Origin of the sequence: Amycolatopsis sp. WAC 01376 (assembly GCF_003947415.1) — a bacterium.
Taxonomy (GTDB): Bacteria; Actinomycetota; Actinomycetes; order Mycobacteriales; family Pseudonocardiaceae; genus Amycolatopsis.
Genome location: NZ_QHKL01000001.1, coordinates 1,282,401 through 1,297,946, shown reverse-complemented (window position 1 = coordinate 1,297,946; position 15,546 = coordinate 1,282,401). Strand labels below are relative to the sequence as shown.

Sequence of the window (15,546 nt, the reverse complement as noted above, 5' to 3'; positions counted from 1 at the left end):
CGGTGGACTGACGACGGGGTGAACGCGGCCGGTCAGGCGGGCCAATCCTGCAGCGACCGGCCGGTGATGCGTTCGTACGACTCGATGTACCTCGCCCGCGTGGCGGCGACGATGTCCTCGGGCAAGGGTGGTGCCCCCGGTCTGTCCCGGCGGTGCCAGCCGGACGCGGGACTGGTGAGCCAGTCCCGCAGCGGCTGCTTGTCGAACGAAGGCTGCGGGCTGTCCGGCGCGTAACCGCCGGCCGGCCAGTAACGCGAGGAATCCGGGGTCAGGACCTCGTCGGCGAGGACGAGGTTGCCGTCGGAGTCGATGCCGAATTCGAGCTTCGTGTCCGCGAGCAGGATGCCGCGTTCGGCGGCGAACTCCGCGCCCCGGCGATACACCGCCAACGTCGCCTCACGGACTTCTTCGGCCCGCTCGCGGCCGAGTTGCCCGACCACGTCGGAGAAAGCGATGTTCTCGTCGTGCGAGCCGCGGTCGGCCTTGGTCGCGGGGGTGAAGATCGGTTCGGGGAGCCGGGAGGAATCGGTCAGGCCAGGAGGAAGTTCGACGCCGCAAACCGTGCCGCGCGCGCGATAATCGGCGAGACCGGTACCGGTGAGATAGCCGCGGGCGACGGCTTCGAACGGCAGCATCGCCAGCCGCCGCACCAGCAGCGCGCGGCCGCGGACCTCGGCGGGGATGCGTTCGTCTTCGTAGGAGATCAGGTGGTTGGGGAGGACGTCGGAGAGCAGGGAGAACCAGAACACGCTCATCGCGGTGAGCACTCGCCCTTTGTCCGGGATGGGCGTGTCGAAGACGACGTCGTAGGCGGAGATCCGGTCCGAAGTGACGAGCAGCAGATGCTCGTCATCGACGGCGTAGAGCTCACGGATCTTGCCGGCGGCGATCTTCGGGTATTCGAGCGTCGTCACGGCTGCACCCTAGCGATCAAGGATGATGGCTGATCATGCCGATCCACTGCGTTTCGTTCACGACCGACTACGGACTGTGCGACGGTTTCGTGGCCGCGTGCCACGGGGTGATCGCGCGGATCGCGCCGTCCGTCCGGGTGATCGACGTGAGCCACGAGATCCCTCCGCAGCAGGTCAGGACCGGCGCCGAGGTACTCGCCCAGACCGTGCCGTACCTGCCGGAGTCCGTCCATCTCGCCGTCGTGGACCCCGGCGTCGGCACCGCGCGGCGCGGCGTCGTGGTGGTCACCGAACGCGGAATGCTCGTCGGCCCGGACAACGGGCTCCTGATTCCCGCCGCCGAAACACTCAGCGGGGTGATAGCCGCGTACGAACTCGCGGCACCGGACTACCGCCTTCCGGTGACTTCGTCGACGTTCCACGGTCGCGACGTCTTCGCTCCCGCGGCGGCGCATCTCGCGCTCGGGGTCGCTCCGGAGGAGTTCGGGCCACGCGTCGACGACCTCGTGCGGCTGCCGGACCCGTTCGTCGCGGTGTTCCCCGGCAAACTGGTGACCGAGGTGCTCACGGTCGACCACTTCGGCAACGTCCAGCTGGCCGCGAGCCCCGCCGACCTCGAACTGGCCGGACTGTCCGGCACGGTCTCGGTCAGCAGCGAACACGTGCTGGTGAAGGCGCTGATCGGCGACACCTTCGGCACGGTGCCGCCGGGCCGGAACGTGCTCTACACCGATTCCGCGGGACGGCTCGCGGTCGCTGTGAACGGCGGCTCGGCGTCGGCCGTACTCGGGCTGGGACCGGCCCAGGAGTGCACGATCACCTCGTCGCCGACGGACACCTGACCCGGACCGGTCACCGCCATCTTGATCCCGAACGAGACACCGCCCTCCGGTTCGCGGCGGTAGTCGGCGAGCGAACGGATCGGCTCGGGCCCGGCCTTCTTGCCGGTGTCCTGATCGACCATCGGCACCGTGCAGCGGATGCAGACCTTGGCGTACCCCAGTTCCAGGCCGCCGGCGGTGAGCGAGCGGACGTCGTCCTCGCGGTGCGCCTCCGGCCAGCCCGAGACGACGATGTTGGGCCGGAACCGGTCCATCGGCACGGCTTCGGCGCCACGGGACGCGATCCGCTCGTTCAGACCGTCCAAAGAGGACTCGGAGGTGAGCAGGATCGCGTGCGCGTCGGCGAAGGCCGCGGTACCGGGGATCTCGCCGTTGGTGACACGCTCGTGCTCCGGCGCGAGCCCGACGAACACCGACGGCAGGCCGAGGACTTCGGAGAACCACTCGGCGGCCTCGTCACCTTGGTGGACGCCCTTGCCCTGCCAGGTGAACGTGGCCGCGGGATGCCGCGGGCCGTCGGTGACCGTCTCGACCAGGAGATCTTCGATGCCGGGAGCGGCGAGCCGCAGACGGGCGCCGTCGTCCAGCACCTCGGCCCGGATCGAGGCCATCACCGGTTGCTTCCGCTGGCTACGGAACTCGCCCTCCGGGGAGACGACCATCCACGCACGGTCGAACCTGAGGCCCGCCGGGGTGACGTCGGCCGTTTCCACCGACGTCCCCGCGCAGCCCTTGACGGGGTAATAGACCAGCTTCGCCACTCTCGCCATAACCGCAGGTTAGCGAGTCAGGCCGCCGCCACTTCGGTACAGGTGGTCGTGAGTGCTTCCGATGGGGCCGCCGTCGAGCCCTTATGTCGTGAAGGGCCCCTTGAGGGACCTGTATTTGCCTGCCCACTGGATGCTGATGCGGGTGAGCGGGGAAGATTCCGGACGTTCAACGTCCGGAATCTTCCCCGCTCGGCGAACTCCCTTCGACGATGTAGGAATTGGGACACTCAACGTCCCGATTCCTGCATCGTCAACACCCGGCACACGCTCAGCCGCCACCCTCGCACAGGCCAGGTGGTCGTGTGATCCGAGCGTGGAGGATTCAGGACGTCCAACGTCCCGAATCCTCCACACCCGAAACGCGCCGCCGCTGACGCTTCACCTTCGCCCTGGTCAAGTGTGGGCAAGCAAATACCAGTCCGCGTTTGAGACCTTCACCGTCTCAAAGGGGCCCTTCACGACATTCCCACGACCGCGCGCAACTGCTGTGACTGCTGGTGCTTGTGGAGCGAACGTGGCGGTCACCGAGTCCGGGCTGGGGATCAACCGCAGCCCCCTCACAACACCTGCGACAGGAACCTCTGAAGCCGTTCGCTCCGCGGAGCGTCGAAGATCGCCTCCGGAGCTCCCTGTTCGACGATCTTCCCGTCGTCCATGAACGCGACCTCGTCGGCGACGCCGCGCGCGAAACCCATCTCGTGGGTGACCACGAGCAGCGTCAGGCCGCGCTCGGCCAGCCCCGCCATCAGGGTGAGGACACCCTTGACCAGCTCCGGGTCCAGTGCGCTGGTCGCCTCGTCGAACAGCATGACCTCGGGCTCCATGGCGAGCGCACGTGCGATCGCGACCCGCTGCTGCTGCCCGCCCGAGAGCGCGCTCGGCCGGTACGGCGCCTTGTCGGCGAGGCCGACCTCGGCGAGCCGGGCGTGCGCGATCTCCGCGGCCTCCGCCTTGCCGAGTTTGCGGACGCTGCGCAGCGGCAGGGTGATGTTGTCCAGCACGCTGCGGTGCCCGAACAGGTTGAAGTGCTGGAACACCATCCCGACCCGCTGACGCAACGCGTCCGGATCGGACCGGATGACGCTCTCGCCGCCCAGCAGCAGGTCACCCGAATCAGGCTCCTGTAGCCGGTTCACGCAGCGCAGCAGCGTCGACTTGCCGGAGCCGGACGGCCCGATGACGCAGGTCGTGCGGCCCTTCTCGACCTTGAGATTCACGCCCTTCAACACTTCGAGGGTGCCGAAGGAGACGTGGATGTCGCGGAGTTCGACGCTCGAAGAACGTACGGCGGTCGTCATGACATCGGCACCTTTCCGCTGTTCAGGAGGCCCACATCGCCGCCGTCGTCATCGACGCGGATCTTCCGGCCGGTGCGCAGCTTCTTGTCGATGTAGTTGACCAGATGCGTCAGCGGCACGGTGATCACCAGGTAGAAGAACCCGGCCGCGACCAGCGGCGACAGGTTCCCGGTGTTGGCCGCGAGGTCCTGCCCGATCCGGAACAGGTCACGCTGCTCGGCGAGGAAGCCGAGGAAGTACACCAGGCTGGAGTCCTTGATCAGCGCGATGAACTGGTTCACCAGCGCGGGCAGCACCCGCCGCACCCCCTGCGGGATGACGACGAGCGTCATCGCCTTGGTGTAGCTCATGCCCAGCGCGCGACTGGCCTCCATCTGTCCTTTTTCGACACTCTGGATACCGGCGCGGAAGATCTCGCCGATGTAGGCGGCCGCGATCAGGCTGAGCGCCAGAATGCCGAGCGGGTAGGTGTTCCTGGCCATCGACGGGATGAGGATCCCGCCGCCCTGCCCGATCACCAGGATGGTCAGGATCGCGGGCAGGCCGCGGAAGATGTCGGTGTACACCCTGGCGGGCCAGCGCAGCCACACCTTGCTGGACAGGCCCATCGTGGCCAGCACCATGCCGAGCACGGTGCCGATCAGCGCCGAGAACACCGACATGATCAGCGTGTTCAGCAGGCCGGTCCCGAGGAGGTCCGGGAAGACCTCCCAGATGTACTCCCAGTTCAGGAACGTGTTGAGGAAGTCGTCCACTTACTTCTGCCCGGCCTTGAATTCCACGGGCACCGGCGCGTTCGGTTCGAACCGACGGTGCACCCTTTCCCATGTCCCGTCGGCGATGACCGCCTTGAGACCCGCGTTGATCTTGCCCGCGAGTTCGGTGTTGCCCTTCTTCACGGCGAACCCGTGCGGGATGGTCGTGGTGATCGCCTTGACCACCTTGAGCTTCGCGTCCGGGTTCTTCGCCGCGTAGTCCTCGGCGGTCGCCCGGTCGAAGATCGCGCCGTCGATCGCGCCCGACTTGAGCGCGGCCAGCGTCGCGGCGTCCTGCGGGAACCGCACGGCCTGCGCGGCGGGTGCGTTGGCTGCCAGCCAGCTGTCCGACACCGTGCCCTGGACGACACCGATCCGCTTGCCCGCCAACGAGTTCTCGTCGGTGATGCCGACGCCCTCGCGGGTCTCGATGCCGAGTGACTGGTAGTTGTACGGCGCCGAGAAGTCGACCGTCCTCCGGCGTTCGTCGGTCTGCGAGATACCGGAACTGCCGATGTCGAACTTGCCGTTCGCGACCTGGCTCAGCAGGGCCGAGAACTCCGTGGAGACGAACTCGAGCTTCAGGTTCTGGTGCGCGGCGATCGCCTTCAGCAGCTCGTTGTCGAATCCGGTGAACACGCCGTTTTCCTGATAGGCGTTGGGTTTCGAGTCGCTGAGGGTGCCGACGCGAAGCGTGTCACCGCTCGCGTTCTCGCCGCCGCCGCACGCCGCCAGCACCGCCACGAGGGCAGCACCGACGACGGCGGCGAGTGACTTCTTCATGGTGATCCTCACGCCTTGAACTGGTCGGGGACCGGCGCCGTCGGCAGGAACTTCTCGTGCAGTTTGACCCAGGTGCCGTCGGCGATGACCTGCTTGAGGCCCTCGTTGATCTTCGTTTGCAGTTCGGTGTTGCCCTTCTTCACCGCGAAGCCGTGTGGCACGTCGGTGGTGAAGGACTTGACGACCTTGAGCTTCACGTCGGCGCTGTCCTTGACGTTCGTCTCGGCGATCGCCTGGTCGAGGACGTAGGCGTCGACGGCACCGCTCTTGAGCGCGGCCAGCGCCGGGGCGTACCCGGGGAAGCGCACGGCCTGCGCGTCCGGCACCGTCGAGGTCAGCCACTTGTCGCCGACGGTCGCCTGGATGACCGCGACCCGCTTGCCGGACAAGGCCTTCTCGTCGGTGATCGGCGAGCCGTCCTTGGTCTGGATGCTCATGACCTCGAAGTTGTACGGGCTGGAGAAGTCGACGTTCTTCTTGCGCTCGTCGGTCTGCGCGATGGCCGAGCTGCCGATGTCGAACTGGTTGTTCGCGACCTGGCCGAGCAGCGACGAGAAGTCGGTCGAGGCGAACTCGAGCTTCAGGTTCTGCTTGGCGGCGATGGCCTTCAGCAGCTCATTGTCGAAGCCGGTGTAGTTGCCGTTCTCGACGTAGATGTTCGGCGGGGCGTCGCTCAGCGTCCCGACGCGCAGGGTCTTCTCGGTGGCGGACTCGCCGCCACCGCAAGCGGCGAGGACGGCGACGAGCCCAGCGGCCAGCGTGGCGAGCAAGGTTTTCTTCATCGTTTTCAAATCCCCGCGTTCTGGACGGGCAGGCCGGGGCCGCCCTTTTCGAGTTCCTTGGGCAGCGGCTCGGTCTTGAAGAACTGAGCGTGCAGGCGGGCGACGGTGCCGTCCGCCACGGCCTTCGCGAGGCCGTCGTTGAGCTTCTTCAGCAGTTCCTTGTTGTCCTTGCGGACGGCGAACGCGGACGGCGTGTCCTTGGTCTCGACGGTGTAGCCGAACTCCAGCGGCACGCCCGGATTCTGATCGATGTACTTCTGCCCGATGTCCTTCGGCACGACCCACCCGTCCAGGCTGCCCGCTTTCAGCTGCGCGAAACCCGCGTTGTAGTCGGGGAAGCGCACGACGTTGGCGCCGGGCACCTTGCCGGTGGCGAAGTCGTCCTGCACCGACGCCTGCACGACGCCGAGCCGCTTGCCGTTGAAGGCGCCGACGTCCTTGAGGGACGCGCCCTTCTTGGTGAGGATCGTGGTGAACCCGGTGCTGTAGCCGTTGCTGAACGCGACGGTCTTCTTACGGGCCTCGGTGGTGGAGATCGTGGAGCTGCCGATGTCGAACTTGTTGGTGGCGACGGAGGCCAGCAGGCCGGCGAACTCGGTGCCGACGAATTCGACCTCGAAGCCCTCGCGCTTCGCGATGTCGCGCAGCAGTTCGTTGTCGTAGCCGGTGAAGGTGCCGTTCTCCAGGTAGATGGACGGCGGCGCGTCGGTCAGGGTGCCGACCCGCAGCTTCTGGGCGGTCGCGCCCGCGTCACCGGAGCCGCAGGCGGCGAGGGCGAGGGTGGCCGCTCCGGCCGTGACGACGGCGACGAATTTCGACAGCGTGGATCTCATCGCTTCTTCCGTGGGTTTCGGCGCGCAAGGCGCGATACAAACACGCCAGGCCGCCTCATGGGCGGCCTGGCGCTCCGGGTTCAGCGATCGAGATTAGGCATTTCGCCCGATCGAGTAACTTCGTCTCACTCTGTGAACGCCCCGTGGTGGGGCTGCTCACAGGTCAGAGGATCGGGGCCGGCGAGTAGTTCGCCGCCTCCGGGAAACGCTCCAGGATGCCCTCGACGCGCGACGCGATCGCGGCCACCTGACGGGGCGCGACACCGGTGAACGAGATCCGGTCGGCGAGGAGTTTGTCCAGCTCACCGCGGTCGAGCGGGATGCGCTCGTCGGCGGCGAGCCGGTCGAGGAGGTCGTTCTCCGCGAGTCCCTGCTCCCGCATCGCGAGCGCGACGCCGACGGCGTTCTCCTTGATCGCCTCGTGAGCGGTTTCACGTCCGACCCCCGCGCGGACCGAGGCCATGAGCACCTTGGTGGTCGCGAGGAACGGCAGATAGCGATCGAGCTCACGCCCGATGACCGCCGGGAAGGCGCCGAACTCGGCCAGCACCGTGAGGAACGTCTCCAGCAAACCGTCGAGCGCGAAGAACGCGTCGGGCAGCGCGACCCGGCGGACGACGGAGTCGGACACGTCGCCTTCGTTCCACTGGTCGCCGGCGAGCTCGCCGATCATCGAAAGGTAGCCGCGCAGCACCACGGCGAGCCCGTTGACCCGCTCGCACGAACGCGTGTTCATCTTGTGCGGCATGGCCGACGAGCCGACCTGGCCCGGTTTGAAGCCCTCGGTGACCAGTTCGTGGCCAGCCATCAGGCGGATCGTCTTCGCCAGGCTCGACGGCGCCGCGGCCAGCTGGACCACGGTCGACAGCACGTCGAAGTCGAGCGAGCGCGGGTACACCTGGCCAACGCTGGTGAACACGTTCTCGAAGCCGAGGTGGGCCGCGACCCGCGACTCCAGTTCGTCCAAAGTGGACTCGTCACCGAGCAGGTCGAGCATGTCCTGCGCGGTGCCGACCGGGCCCTTGATGCCGCGCAGCGGATACCGCTCGATCAGGTTCTCGAGCCGGTCGAACGCGACGAGCAGTTCGTCGGCGGCGGTGGCGAACCGCTTGCCAAGGGTCGTCGCCTGCGCGGCGACGTTGTGCGAACGGCCCGCCATCACCGTGTCGGCGTGTTCGACCGCGATCGCGGTGACCCGGGCGAGCACCGCGCCGACCCGCGAGCGCACCAGCTCGAGCGAGCGCCGCACCTGCAGCTGCTCGACGTTCTCGGTGAGGTCACGCGACGTCATGCCCTTGTGGACGTGCTCGTGCCCGGCGAGCGCGTTGAACTCCTCGATGCGGGCCTTCACGTCGTGCCGGGTGACCCGCTCGCGCGCGGCGATCGAGTCGAGGTCGACCTGCTCCAGCACGCGTTCGTAGTCGGCGACGACACCGTCCGGCACCTCGACGCCGAGGTCGGCCTGCGCGCGGAGCACGGCGAGCCAGAGCTCACGCTCCAGCACGACCTTGCGTTCCGGGGACCACAGTTCGACCAGCTCAGGCGAGGCGTAGCGGCCGGCGAGCACGTTGGGGATGCGGGGCTTGTCCGTCACGCGGCCAGACTAACCCGCCCCGCGTTCCGTCCTCTGAATGCGGTAGTTGGCGTCGCGAACCACCGCATTCAGAGGACGAAACGCGGAGTTCAGGCGAGGGCCGCCTGGAGCATGCGCGAGGCGGCGGCACGCGGCTCCGGGTCGACCTCGATCAGCGCGTTGACCACGGCGCCGTCGACCAAGGCGACCAGCCGCTCCAGTTCGACAGCGTCCACAGGGGTGCCGGAGCGCGCGAAGATCTCGTGAAGCAGCTCGTACAGCTGCGCGGACAGCGTCCGCATCAGGGGCCGAAGGTACGGACGACGGCCTGTCCCGACGAGGCGTTCGTAGCGCAGGAGGACCGCTTCGGCGTCGGCCTCGCGATCCGGGCGAAGCGGCCCGAGGAGCATGTCCAGCACCAGATCGACGGTGGCCTCGACACCGCGGTTGCGGGTCGCCAGCTCGTCGAGGCGCTGCCGTCCGGTCTCCAATTCCACCTTCGCGTGGTGTTCCACGGCGGCGGTGACGAGCTCGTCGAGCGAATCGAAGTAGTACGTCGTCGAGGCCAGCGGCAGCCCGGCGCGTTCGGCGACCGCACGATGCCGCACGGCGTCGAATCCGCCCTCGGCCAGCAACGACGCGGCGGCCTCGATGAGCTCGGCACGGCGTCGCTCACCCTTCGGCGTTGTCGCTGCGACGGTCATGGCGGGCTATTTTGCCAGGACCGACTCAGTACCGGGCGGCGAGCACGCCGACAAGCCTGTCGACCTCGGGCTCGGAGAAGGCGGGCCCGCCCGAGCCGTCACCGAGGCTCACCACGACCACCAGGGAACCCTTGCCGGTGATCCGCTGCGCGCTGGACGCGCCGGTCGGCAGCGACGGGATGGCCGCGCCCGCGGGGAAGACCGTGGCGGAGACGGTGCCGCCGGGCACCTGGAACCCCGCGGACCTGGCTCCCGTCGTACAGATGTCGCCGGGCGTCGACTTGGCGACATCCACGGGGACCGGGAGCTCGCCAGCGAGGGCGGTGGCGAGCTCCCGGTCCACCTGGTCGCACCCGTAGGTGCCTTCGGCCGTCATCCGGCCGGTCCTCTCTGGCCCGTCGCCCCCCTGCTGAGGCGGCGGGTTCGAGAAGTTCGAGGGGTCCCCGCTGTCAAGAGGACGTGCGGACGCGGCCCCGGGTTGCCCGGCGGTCGCCGCTTCTTGATCGGATTTGGCCCCGCTCCCCAGCTGGAGGTCGGTTCCGCCGAGCACGCCGAACATGCCCGCTCCGGCCAAGACCAAAACCACCGCACTACAGGCCACCGCGATACCGTTTCGGCGTCGGGCAGTGGCGCGTTTGGAGGCGCGGACGACGTCGGAAGTGTCGAAGGTCGGCGACGGCGCGTCGCCGGGGGCGTCACGGAACAACGCCTTCAGATCATTCTCGTCCATCCCGTGCCACCTCCTCCTTCTCCATGACCTGCCTGAGGTTCGCCAGCCCTCGCGCGGTCTGGCTCTTCACGTTTCCTTCGCTGCACCCGAGAGCCTTCGCCGCCGCTCCGACGTCGAGCCCCTCGAAGAACCGCAGCACCAGCACGGCCCGCTGCTTCGGGGGCACTTCGCGTAACGCGGCCAGTAGGTCTTCCCTGGTGACGACCTGTTCGCCGAGGTCGAAGCCGTCCTGCGGCGGTTCGGGCAGCTCTTCGGTCTGCCACTCCCGCCGCCACGGCCGCCTCGACTCGTCGATGGCCGCCCTGACCAGCGTCTTTCGCACGTAGGCGTCGGTCGCCGCCCGTTCTCTGATCTTCTTCCACCTCCGGTGCAGCGCGACGAACGCCGTCTGCGCGAGATCGTCCGCGCGATGCCAGTCACCGCAGAGCATGTACGCGGTCCTGCGCACGGAGTCCCGCTTCGCGGCGAAGTACTCCGCGAACTCTTGTTCGTCGCGCTGGTTCACGCGGGTTTTGTCTCCGCTCTTGCCTCGTCGGTGGGTAGGACGGAACCGGGGGCGTCCACGGTTGCATGAGCGGGCGCGGGGGACCAGCCGGGGAGGAGATTCATGGCGGGCCCGACGATGTGATGTGATCGTACCGTGACCTCGCGCTCTCTCCCGTTGATCGATTTCCGCTCCGACACCGTGACCCGGCCGGACGACGTCATGCGCCAGGCGATGGCGGATGCCGAGGTCGGCGACAACGTCCTCGACGGCGATCCGACCGTCGGCGCACTGGAACAGCGCGCCGCGAAACTGCTCGGCATGCCCGCGGCGCTCTGGACGCCGAGCGGGACCATGGCGAACCTGATCGCGTTGAGCATCCATCTCCAGCGTGGCGACCGGTTCCTCGCGCCGCGCGGCGCACACGTGATCACCGACGAACTCGGTTCCGCCGCCTGGCTCGCGGGTGGCATGCCGGAGCCGCTGGAGCACGACGGCGGGCCGGGACGGCCGACGCCCGAATCGCTTTCGGCCGCGATCGGCAACCCGCGCGGGCCGTACTACGCGCTGCACACCCCGCTGCTGTGCCTGGAGAACACGCACAACTCCGCGGGCGGCGCCGTCACCCCGCCGGACGAGCACGCGCGACTCGTCGCGGTGGCGAAGGAGGCCGGGCTGACCGTGCACCTCGACGGCGCCCGCCTCTGGCACGCGGCCGTCGCGCTGGAGGTCCCGCCCGCGGCGCTCACGGTCGGCGTCGACACCGTTTCCGCCTGCTTCTCCAAGGGGCTCGGCGCACCCGTCGGCTCGGTGGTGGCGGGCAGCCCGGAGTTCGTCGAGAAGGCGCGGCGGATGCGTCAGATGCTCGGCGGCGGCATCCGCCAAGGCGGTGTGCTTGCCGCGGCCTGCATGGTCGCGCTGGACCGCGTCGGCGACCTCGCCGAGACCCACGAGAACGCCACACGGCTCGCGACCGGGCTCGCCGAGCACGGCTGGGAGGTCAACACTCCCGACACCAACATCGTGCAGGTCACCGCGCCCGACCTCGAAGGACGGCTGGCGTGGCTGGCCGGACTCGGCATCCGGACGCTGCCCAGTTCGGGCAGGATCCGCTTCGTGGCGCACCGGGACCTCTCGGCGGCCGACATCGAAGAAACCCTTCAACGCATCAAGACCGGGGGCTGACCGTGAACTGGATCGTCTTCGACTACGGCGACGTCATCAGCGCGCACACCGACGCGCTGCCCACACTGGCCAAGGCCTTCGACCGCGAAGTCGCCGACTTCGAACCGCACTACTGGGCCGAACGGGTCCGGTACGACTCCGGCGGCACGGATCTCGAGTACTGGCAGAGCGTCGGCCGCGCGCTGGATCACCCGGTCGACAAGGCCTTCGCCGACGAGCTGACCAGCATCGACGTCACCGGCTGGACGCACGTCGAACCGGATGTTCTCGATCTGCTGGAAGGACTGCACGAAGCCGGCGCGGCGCTCGCGCTGCTCTCGAACGCTTCGTCGACCTTCGGACGCTGGGTACGCGAGCAGGAGTGGGCGAACCTGTTCCGCGTGAAGCTCTTCTCCGGTGACCTGGGCTGCATGAAGCCCGACGCGAAGATCTACCGGATCCTGCTCGCCGAACTCGGCGCCGAACCGGCCGACTGCCTGTTCTTCGACGATCGACAGTCCAATGTGGACGGTGCGCGGGCGGTGGGGATGAAGGCGGAACGCTGGGTCGGCGTGACAACAGCGCAATCTGCCTTCGGCTCTTCGGAGGAATAATTCACCCTCGCCGCTCATCCGCTTACGCGCGGTGAAGCGGATGACCTAAGCTGATTCGCGTCCCGAACCGAGTTTTCCCACGGTAGGTGCCCATGCCTGGTCCAGACGGCCGGCGGCCGCTCGTGCCCGTCGATTTCGATCGGCCGAGTATCGCGCGGGTCTTCGACGCGCTCATGGGCGGCCAGGACAACTACGAGGCCGACCGGGTGGTCCTGCGCCAGATCCTGGAACTCTCGCCGGATGCCAGGACCATGGCCAAGGAGGTCCGGCACTGGCTGGTCCGGACGGTGCGCTACCTGACCGACCGGGAAGGCATCGACCAGTTCCTCGACCTCGGCTCCGGCTTCCCGACCTCGGACAACACGCATCAGGTCGCGCAGCGGTACAACCCCGAGGCGCGGGTCGTCTACGTCGACCACGATCCGGTGGTCCAGGCGCACGGCCGCGCGATGCTCGCGGCGAACGACTTCGCGCATATGGCTGCCGCCGACCTCACCAAACCGGACGAGGTCATCGAGGAACTCGCGCGCACCCACCGGCTGGAGTTCGACCGGCCGGTCGGGCTGATCCTGTGCGCGATCGTCCACCACATCCAGGATCTCGACGAGGCGCGGAAGATCGTCCGCGCCTACGTCGACGCGCTGGCCCCAGGCTCGTTCGTCGCGCTGCTGCACCAGCACAATCCCGCCGACGGCACCGAAGCCGCCGACATCGCGACGTCACTCGAAAAACGCTTCACCGGCACCGGGCTGGACACGCTGTACCGGACGCGCGAGGAGATCGAGTCGTTCTTCGAGGGAGTCGACCTCATGGAGCCCGGGCTGACGTACCCGCACCTGTGGTGGCCGGACGGCCCGCGCTTCACCCCGCCTTCGCCCGTGAACTTCACGTCGCTCGGCGGGGTGGCGCGTAAGCCTTAGCGGCGAAGCTGCTTCGAGGCGCCCTTGCCCTTGATGGCGCCGTACGCGGCCGTGCCGAGGAAGACCGCGCCGCCGATGACGGCGATCCAAAAGACGGCCTTCACGAGGAAACCGAGCACGGAACCGAGCACCATGAAGGCCACCCAAGCCAGAATCAGGCCGCCGACGATCTTCCAGAACATGGCATCCTCCGATTGCCTCACCTTGCCCAAGCGGGCCTGGTGAGTCCAGGTTGTCAGGCGGGAGTCGTGAGCGCCTTCTTTCCGGCTAACGTTCAGGGAGAACTCCGGGTTCCCCCTGAGCGGTGAGCCAGTCGCCCAGCCTGCGGACGCCCTCGTCGATGTCTTCGCGCGAGCCCGCGAAGGAAAACCGCACGAACCGGCCGCCGTCGCGCACGTCGAAGTCGATACCCGGGGCGATCGCGACACCGGTCTCGGCGAGGAGACGCTGGCACCAACTGAGACTGTCGTTCGTGTACGCGGAGACGTCGGCGTAGGCGTAGAAGGCGCCTTCGGCCGGCGCGAGCTTGTCGATACCGATGCCCTTGAGACCGCTGAAGAGCACGTCGCGGTTGGCCCGGTAGCGCTCGACATGGCCGTCGGCTTCCGCGTACCCCTCCGGAGTGAACGCGGCGATCGCGGCGTGCTGGGACACCGCGGGCGGGCAGATGGTGAAGTTGCCGGTCAGGACGTCGATCGCGCGATGCAGCCGCTGAGGCGCGAGCATCCAGCCGAGCCGCCAGCCCGTCATGGCGAAATACTTGGAGAACGAACCCAGGACGAGCGCTTCGTCACCGTACTGCCAGGCGCAATCGAGTCCGGCGCCGTAGGAGATCCCGTGGTAGATCTCGTCGCTGATCAACCGCACGCCGCGTGACGCGCACCAGCCGCTGATCGCGGCGAGTTCGCCCGGCGGCAGGACGGTGCCGGTGGGGTTGCTCGGACTGGCCACGATCAGTCCCTTGATCGGCCCCAGTTCGTCGAGCAACGCGACGGTCGGCTGGAAGTTCGTCCCCGCCCCGGTGGCGAACTCGACGACCTCGCAACCGAGCACCTTCAGCAGGTTGCGGTAGGCCGGGTAGCCGGGGCGCGCCATCGCGACCCGGTCACCGGCCTCGAAGGCGCTGAGGAACGAGAGCAGGAAACCGCCGGAGGACCCGGTCGTGATGATGACGTCCTGCGGACTCACGTCGACCGGGTACGTGCGGTTGTAGTGCGCCGCGACGGCCTCACGCAGTTCCGGGACGCCGAGTTGCTCGGTGTAGCCGAGCGTGTGGTCCTTCAGCGCCCGCTGCGCGGCCTCGAGCACGGGGCGCGGCGCGGGCGCCGACGGTTGCCCCGCGAGCAGCGGGACGAGGTCGCCGTGGCTGCGCTGCCGGGCCTGCGCTGCCGAAAGGACGTCCATGACGTGGAACGGCGGGACGTCGGAACGTGTTGCGGGACCAGGGAAAGACATGGGGTGAGGCTAACCCGCCTTCGCGAGGAGAACCGAGAACCCGTCGAGAAGCCGTTGGAGGCCGAACTCGAAGAGCGTGTCGAGGTCGTAGTCGAACGGGGCGCGCGAGACGACGCCGGCGAAGTTCGGGAAACGACCGCCGGAGACCAGATCCCAGAGGATCGGCTCATGCTCCGCCAGCCAGGCGTCGGCCGAGACCGCCGTCCCGGATTCGGTGTCGGCTTCGGCCTCGAAACTGAGGGCGATACCGCGTACATGGTTGAAGATCGTGATGTGCGCGTACATGATCGTCGACGCCGGGAGGCCGTGGCCGTCGAGAGCGCGGGTCGCCCAATCCGCATGGGTCAGCAGGTTCGGCAGTGGCTGCGGGCGGGTGATCGAGAGCGCCTGCGCGAGCCAGGGATGCCGCCGGAACAGCGCCCATTGCGCCCTCGCCATCAGCTCCAGCTGGGCCCGCCAGCCGGGCGGCGGTTCGGGCGGGAAGCGGATTTCGCCGAGCGCCATGTCCGCCATCTCGAGGATCAGCTCCTCCTTCGCGGCGACATGGCGATAAAGCGCCATCGTCGCGACGCCGAGTCCGGACGCGACGCGGCGCATCGAGAGCGCGCGAATACCCTCGGCGTCGGCGATCCGGATCGCGGCCTTCACCACCCGCTCGCGTGACAGCTCCGCCTCGGTTCTCGGCGCGGGTTTCCGGGTGCGGCTCGCGACGACCGTGCCCGCGCCGGGTTTGGCGACGACCAGGCCGTCCCGCTTCAGTGTGGCGAGCACCTTCGTCGCGGTCGCCATCGCGACGCCCCACTCAGCGATGATCCGGCGCGTCGACGGGACCTTGTCGCCCTCGCGCAGCTCACCGGAGGTGATCCGGCCGCGGATCTCGGCGGCGATCCGCAGGTAGGGCGGATCGGTCATGTCGGCTCCCTTG

The 15,546-nt window shown here is 68.3% G+C and carries 18 protein-coding genes; 4 read left to right on the top strand and 14 right to left on the bottom strand.

All coding sequences use genetic code 11. The features are described 5' to 3' along the window. Positions 1 to 32: 32 nt before the first annotated feature. Positions 33 to 914 carry a phosphoribosylaminoimidazolesuccinocarboxamide synthase gene (locus DMH03_RS06190; protein WP_125790981.1) on the bottom strand — a complete coding sequence of 294 codons (882 nt, stop codon included), beginning with the start codon at positions 912 to 914 and terminating at the stop codon, positions 33 to 35. Between the two features lie 35 nt (positions 915 to 949). On the opposite strand from DMH03_RS06190, the gene DMH03_RS06185 reads away from it, so the two are divergent. Next, entirely contained in the window at positions 950 to 1,756 is an 807-nt protein-coding gene (locus DMH03_RS06185; protein ID WP_125790980.1) for an S-adenosyl-l-methionine hydroxide adenosyltransferase family protein, read from the top strand. Here DMH03_RS06185 and DMH03_RS06180 read toward each other — a convergent pair. The 10 genes from DMH03_RS06180 to DMH03_RS06135 form a co-directional block, all read right to left on the bottom strand. Next, complete coding sequence (locus DMH03_RS06180) at positions 1,639 to 2,526, bottom strand: MOSC domain-containing protein (RefSeq protein ID WP_199748683.1); 888 nt, start codon at positions 2,524 to 2,526, stop codon at positions 1,639 to 1,641. The genes DMH03_RS06185 and DMH03_RS06180 overlap by 118 nt on opposite strands. Before the next feature lie 557 nt (positions 2,527 to 3,083). Beyond that, positions 3,084 to 3,824 carry an amino acid ABC transporter ATP-binding protein gene (locus tag DMH03_RS06175; RefSeq protein ID WP_125790979.1) on the bottom strand — a complete coding sequence of 247 codons (741 nt, stop codon included), beginning with the start codon at positions 3,822 to 3,824 and terminating at the stop codon, positions 3,084 to 3,086. Next, positions 3,821 to 4,579, bottom strand: a complete 759-nt coding sequence (locus tag DMH03_RS06170) for an amino acid ABC transporter permease (RefSeq protein ID WP_125790978.1) — start codon at positions 4,577 to 4,579, stop codon at positions 3,821 to 3,823. Before DMH03_RS06170 ends, DMH03_RS06175 begins: the two co-directional genes overlap by 4 nt. Beyond that, on the bottom strand, positions 4,580 to 5,362 hold the full coding sequence (locus DMH03_RS06165; RefSeq protein WP_125790977.1) for an ABC transporter substrate-binding protein: 783 nt from the start codon (positions 5,360 to 5,362) through the stop codon (positions 4,580 to 4,582). Between the two features lie 8 nt (positions 5,363 to 5,370). Continuing rightward, entirely contained in the window at positions 5,371 to 6,144 is a 774-nt protein-coding gene (locus DMH03_RS06160; protein ID WP_125790976.1) for an ABC transporter substrate-binding protein, read from the bottom strand. 5 nt (positions 6,145 to 6,149) lie between these two features. Beyond that, entirely contained in the window at positions 6,150 to 6,977 is an 828-nt protein-coding gene (locus DMH03_RS06155; protein ID WP_125790975.1) for an ABC transporter substrate-binding protein, read from the bottom strand. Positions 6,978 to 7,140: 163 nt separating this feature from the next. Then, a complete protein-coding gene (purB, locus tag DMH03_RS06150) occupies positions 7,141 to 8,571 on the bottom strand; it encodes an adenylosuccinate lyase (protein WP_125790974.1) in 1,431 nt (476 codons plus the stop codon). A gap of 89 nt (positions 8,572 to 8,660) precedes the next feature. Next, on the bottom strand, positions 8,661 to 9,254 hold the full coding sequence (locus tag DMH03_RS06145; RefSeq protein ID WP_125790973.1) for a TetR/AcrR family transcriptional regulator: 594 nt from the start codon (positions 9,252 to 9,254) through the stop codon (positions 8,661 to 8,663). Between the two features lie 25 nt (positions 9,255 to 9,279). Further along, positions 9,280 to 9,984: a hypothetical protein gene (locus DMH03_RS06140; protein WP_125790972.1), complete on the bottom strand. Its 705-nt coding sequence runs from the start codon at positions 9,982 to 9,984 to the stop codon at positions 9,280 to 9,282. Continuing rightward, positions 9,971 to 10,489: a SigE family RNA polymerase sigma factor gene (locus DMH03_RS06135; protein ID WP_005152531.1), complete on the bottom strand. Its 519-nt coding sequence runs from the start codon at positions 10,487 to 10,489 to the stop codon at positions 9,971 to 9,973. The genes DMH03_RS06140 and DMH03_RS06135 overlap by 14 nt, the downstream gene beginning before the upstream one ends. A gap of 135 nt (positions 10,490 to 10,624) precedes the next feature. On the opposite strand from DMH03_RS06135, the gene DMH03_RS06130 reads away from it, so the two are divergent. The 3 genes from DMH03_RS06130 (at position 10,625) to DMH03_RS06120 (ending at position 13,166) form a co-directional block, all read left to right on the top strand. Further along, on the top strand, positions 10,625 to 11,653 hold the full coding sequence (locus DMH03_RS06130) for a low specificity L-threonine aldolase (RefSeq protein ID WP_125790971.1): 1,029 nt from the start codon (positions 10,625 to 10,627) through the stop codon (positions 11,651 to 11,653). Between the two features lie 2 nt (positions 11,654 to 11,655). Continuing rightward, positions 11,656 to 12,246: an HAD family phosphatase gene (locus DMH03_RS06125; protein ID WP_125790970.1), complete on the top strand. Its 591-nt coding sequence runs from the start codon at positions 11,656 to 11,658 to the stop codon at positions 12,244 to 12,246. 92 nt (positions 12,247 to 12,338) lie between these two features. After that, entirely contained in the window at positions 12,339 to 13,166 is an 828-nt protein-coding gene (locus DMH03_RS06120; protein ID WP_125790969.1) for an SAM-dependent methyltransferase, read from the top strand. Here DMH03_RS06120 and DMH03_RS06115 read toward each other — a convergent pair. From DMH03_RS06115 to DMH03_RS06105, 3 genes are all read right to left on the bottom strand, one after another. Next, entirely contained in the window at positions 13,163 to 13,348 is a 186-nt protein-coding gene (locus DMH03_RS06115; protein WP_125790968.1) for a hypothetical protein, read from the bottom strand. The genes DMH03_RS06120 and DMH03_RS06115 overlap by 4 nt on opposite strands. Positions 13,349 to 13,433: 85 nt before the next feature. Further along, positions 13,434 to 14,621, bottom strand: a complete 1,188-nt coding sequence (locus DMH03_RS06110) for a pyridoxal phosphate-dependent aminotransferase (protein WP_125790967.1) — start codon at positions 14,619 to 14,621, stop codon at positions 13,434 to 13,436. Positions 14,622 to 14,630: 9 nt separating this feature from the next. Next, a complete protein-coding gene (locus DMH03_RS06105; protein WP_125790966.1) occupies positions 14,631 to 15,533 on the bottom strand; it encodes a TetR/AcrR family transcriptional regulator C-terminal domain-containing protein in 903 nt (300 codons plus the stop codon). Positions 15,534 to 15,546 lie beyond the last annotated feature (13 nt).

Excerpts from the sequence above, each read along its gene's own strand:
- DMH03_RS06185 (WP_125790980.1), top strand. The coding sequence starts at position 950 with ATGCCGATCCACTGCGTTTCGTTCACGACCGACTACGGACTGTGCGAC.
- DMH03_RS06180 (WP_199748683.1), bottom strand. The coding sequence starts at position 2,526 with ATGGCGAGAGTGGCGAAGCTGGTCTATTACCCCGTCAAGGGCTGCGCG.
- DMH03_RS06175 (WP_125790979.1), bottom strand. The coding sequence starts at position 3,824 with ATGACGACCGCCGTACGTTCTTCGAGCGTCGAACTCCGCGACATCCAC.
- DMH03_RS06165 (WP_125790977.1), bottom strand. The coding sequence starts at position 5,362 with ATGAAGAAGTCACTCGCCGCCGTCGTCGGTGCTGCCCTCGTGGCGGTG.
- DMH03_RS06160 (WP_125790976.1), bottom strand. The coding sequence starts at position 6,144 with ATGAAGAAAACCTTGCTCGCCACGCTGGCCGCTGGGCTCGTCGCCGTC.
- DMH03_RS06155 (WP_125790975.1), bottom strand. The coding sequence starts at position 6,977 with ATGAGATCCACGCTGTCGAAATTCGTCGCCGTCGTCACGGCCGGAGCG.
- DMH03_RS06145 (WP_125790973.1), bottom strand. The coding sequence starts at position 9,254 with ATGACCGTCGCAGCGACAACGCCGAAGGGTGAGCGACGCCGTGCCGAG.
- DMH03_RS06140 (WP_125790972.1), bottom strand. The coding sequence starts at position 9,984 with ATGGACGAGAATGATCTGAAGGCGTTGTTCCGTGACGCCCCCGGCGAC.
- DMH03_RS06120 (WP_125790969.1), top strand. The coding sequence starts at position 12,339 with ATGCCTGGTCCAGACGGCCGGCGGCCGCTCGTGCCCGTCGATTTCGAT.
- DMH03_RS06115 (WP_125790968.1), bottom strand. The coding sequence starts at position 13,348 with ATGTTCTGGAAGATCGTCGGCGGCCTGATTCTGGCTTGGGTGGCCTTC.
- DMH03_RS06110 (WP_125790967.1), bottom strand. The coding sequence starts at position 14,621 with ATGTCTTTCCCTGGTCCCGCAACACGTTCCGACGTCCCGCCGTTCCAC.
- DMH03_RS06105 (WP_125790966.1), bottom strand. The coding sequence starts at position 15,533 with ATGACCGATCCGCCCTACCTGCGGATCGCCGCCGAGATCCGCGGCCGG.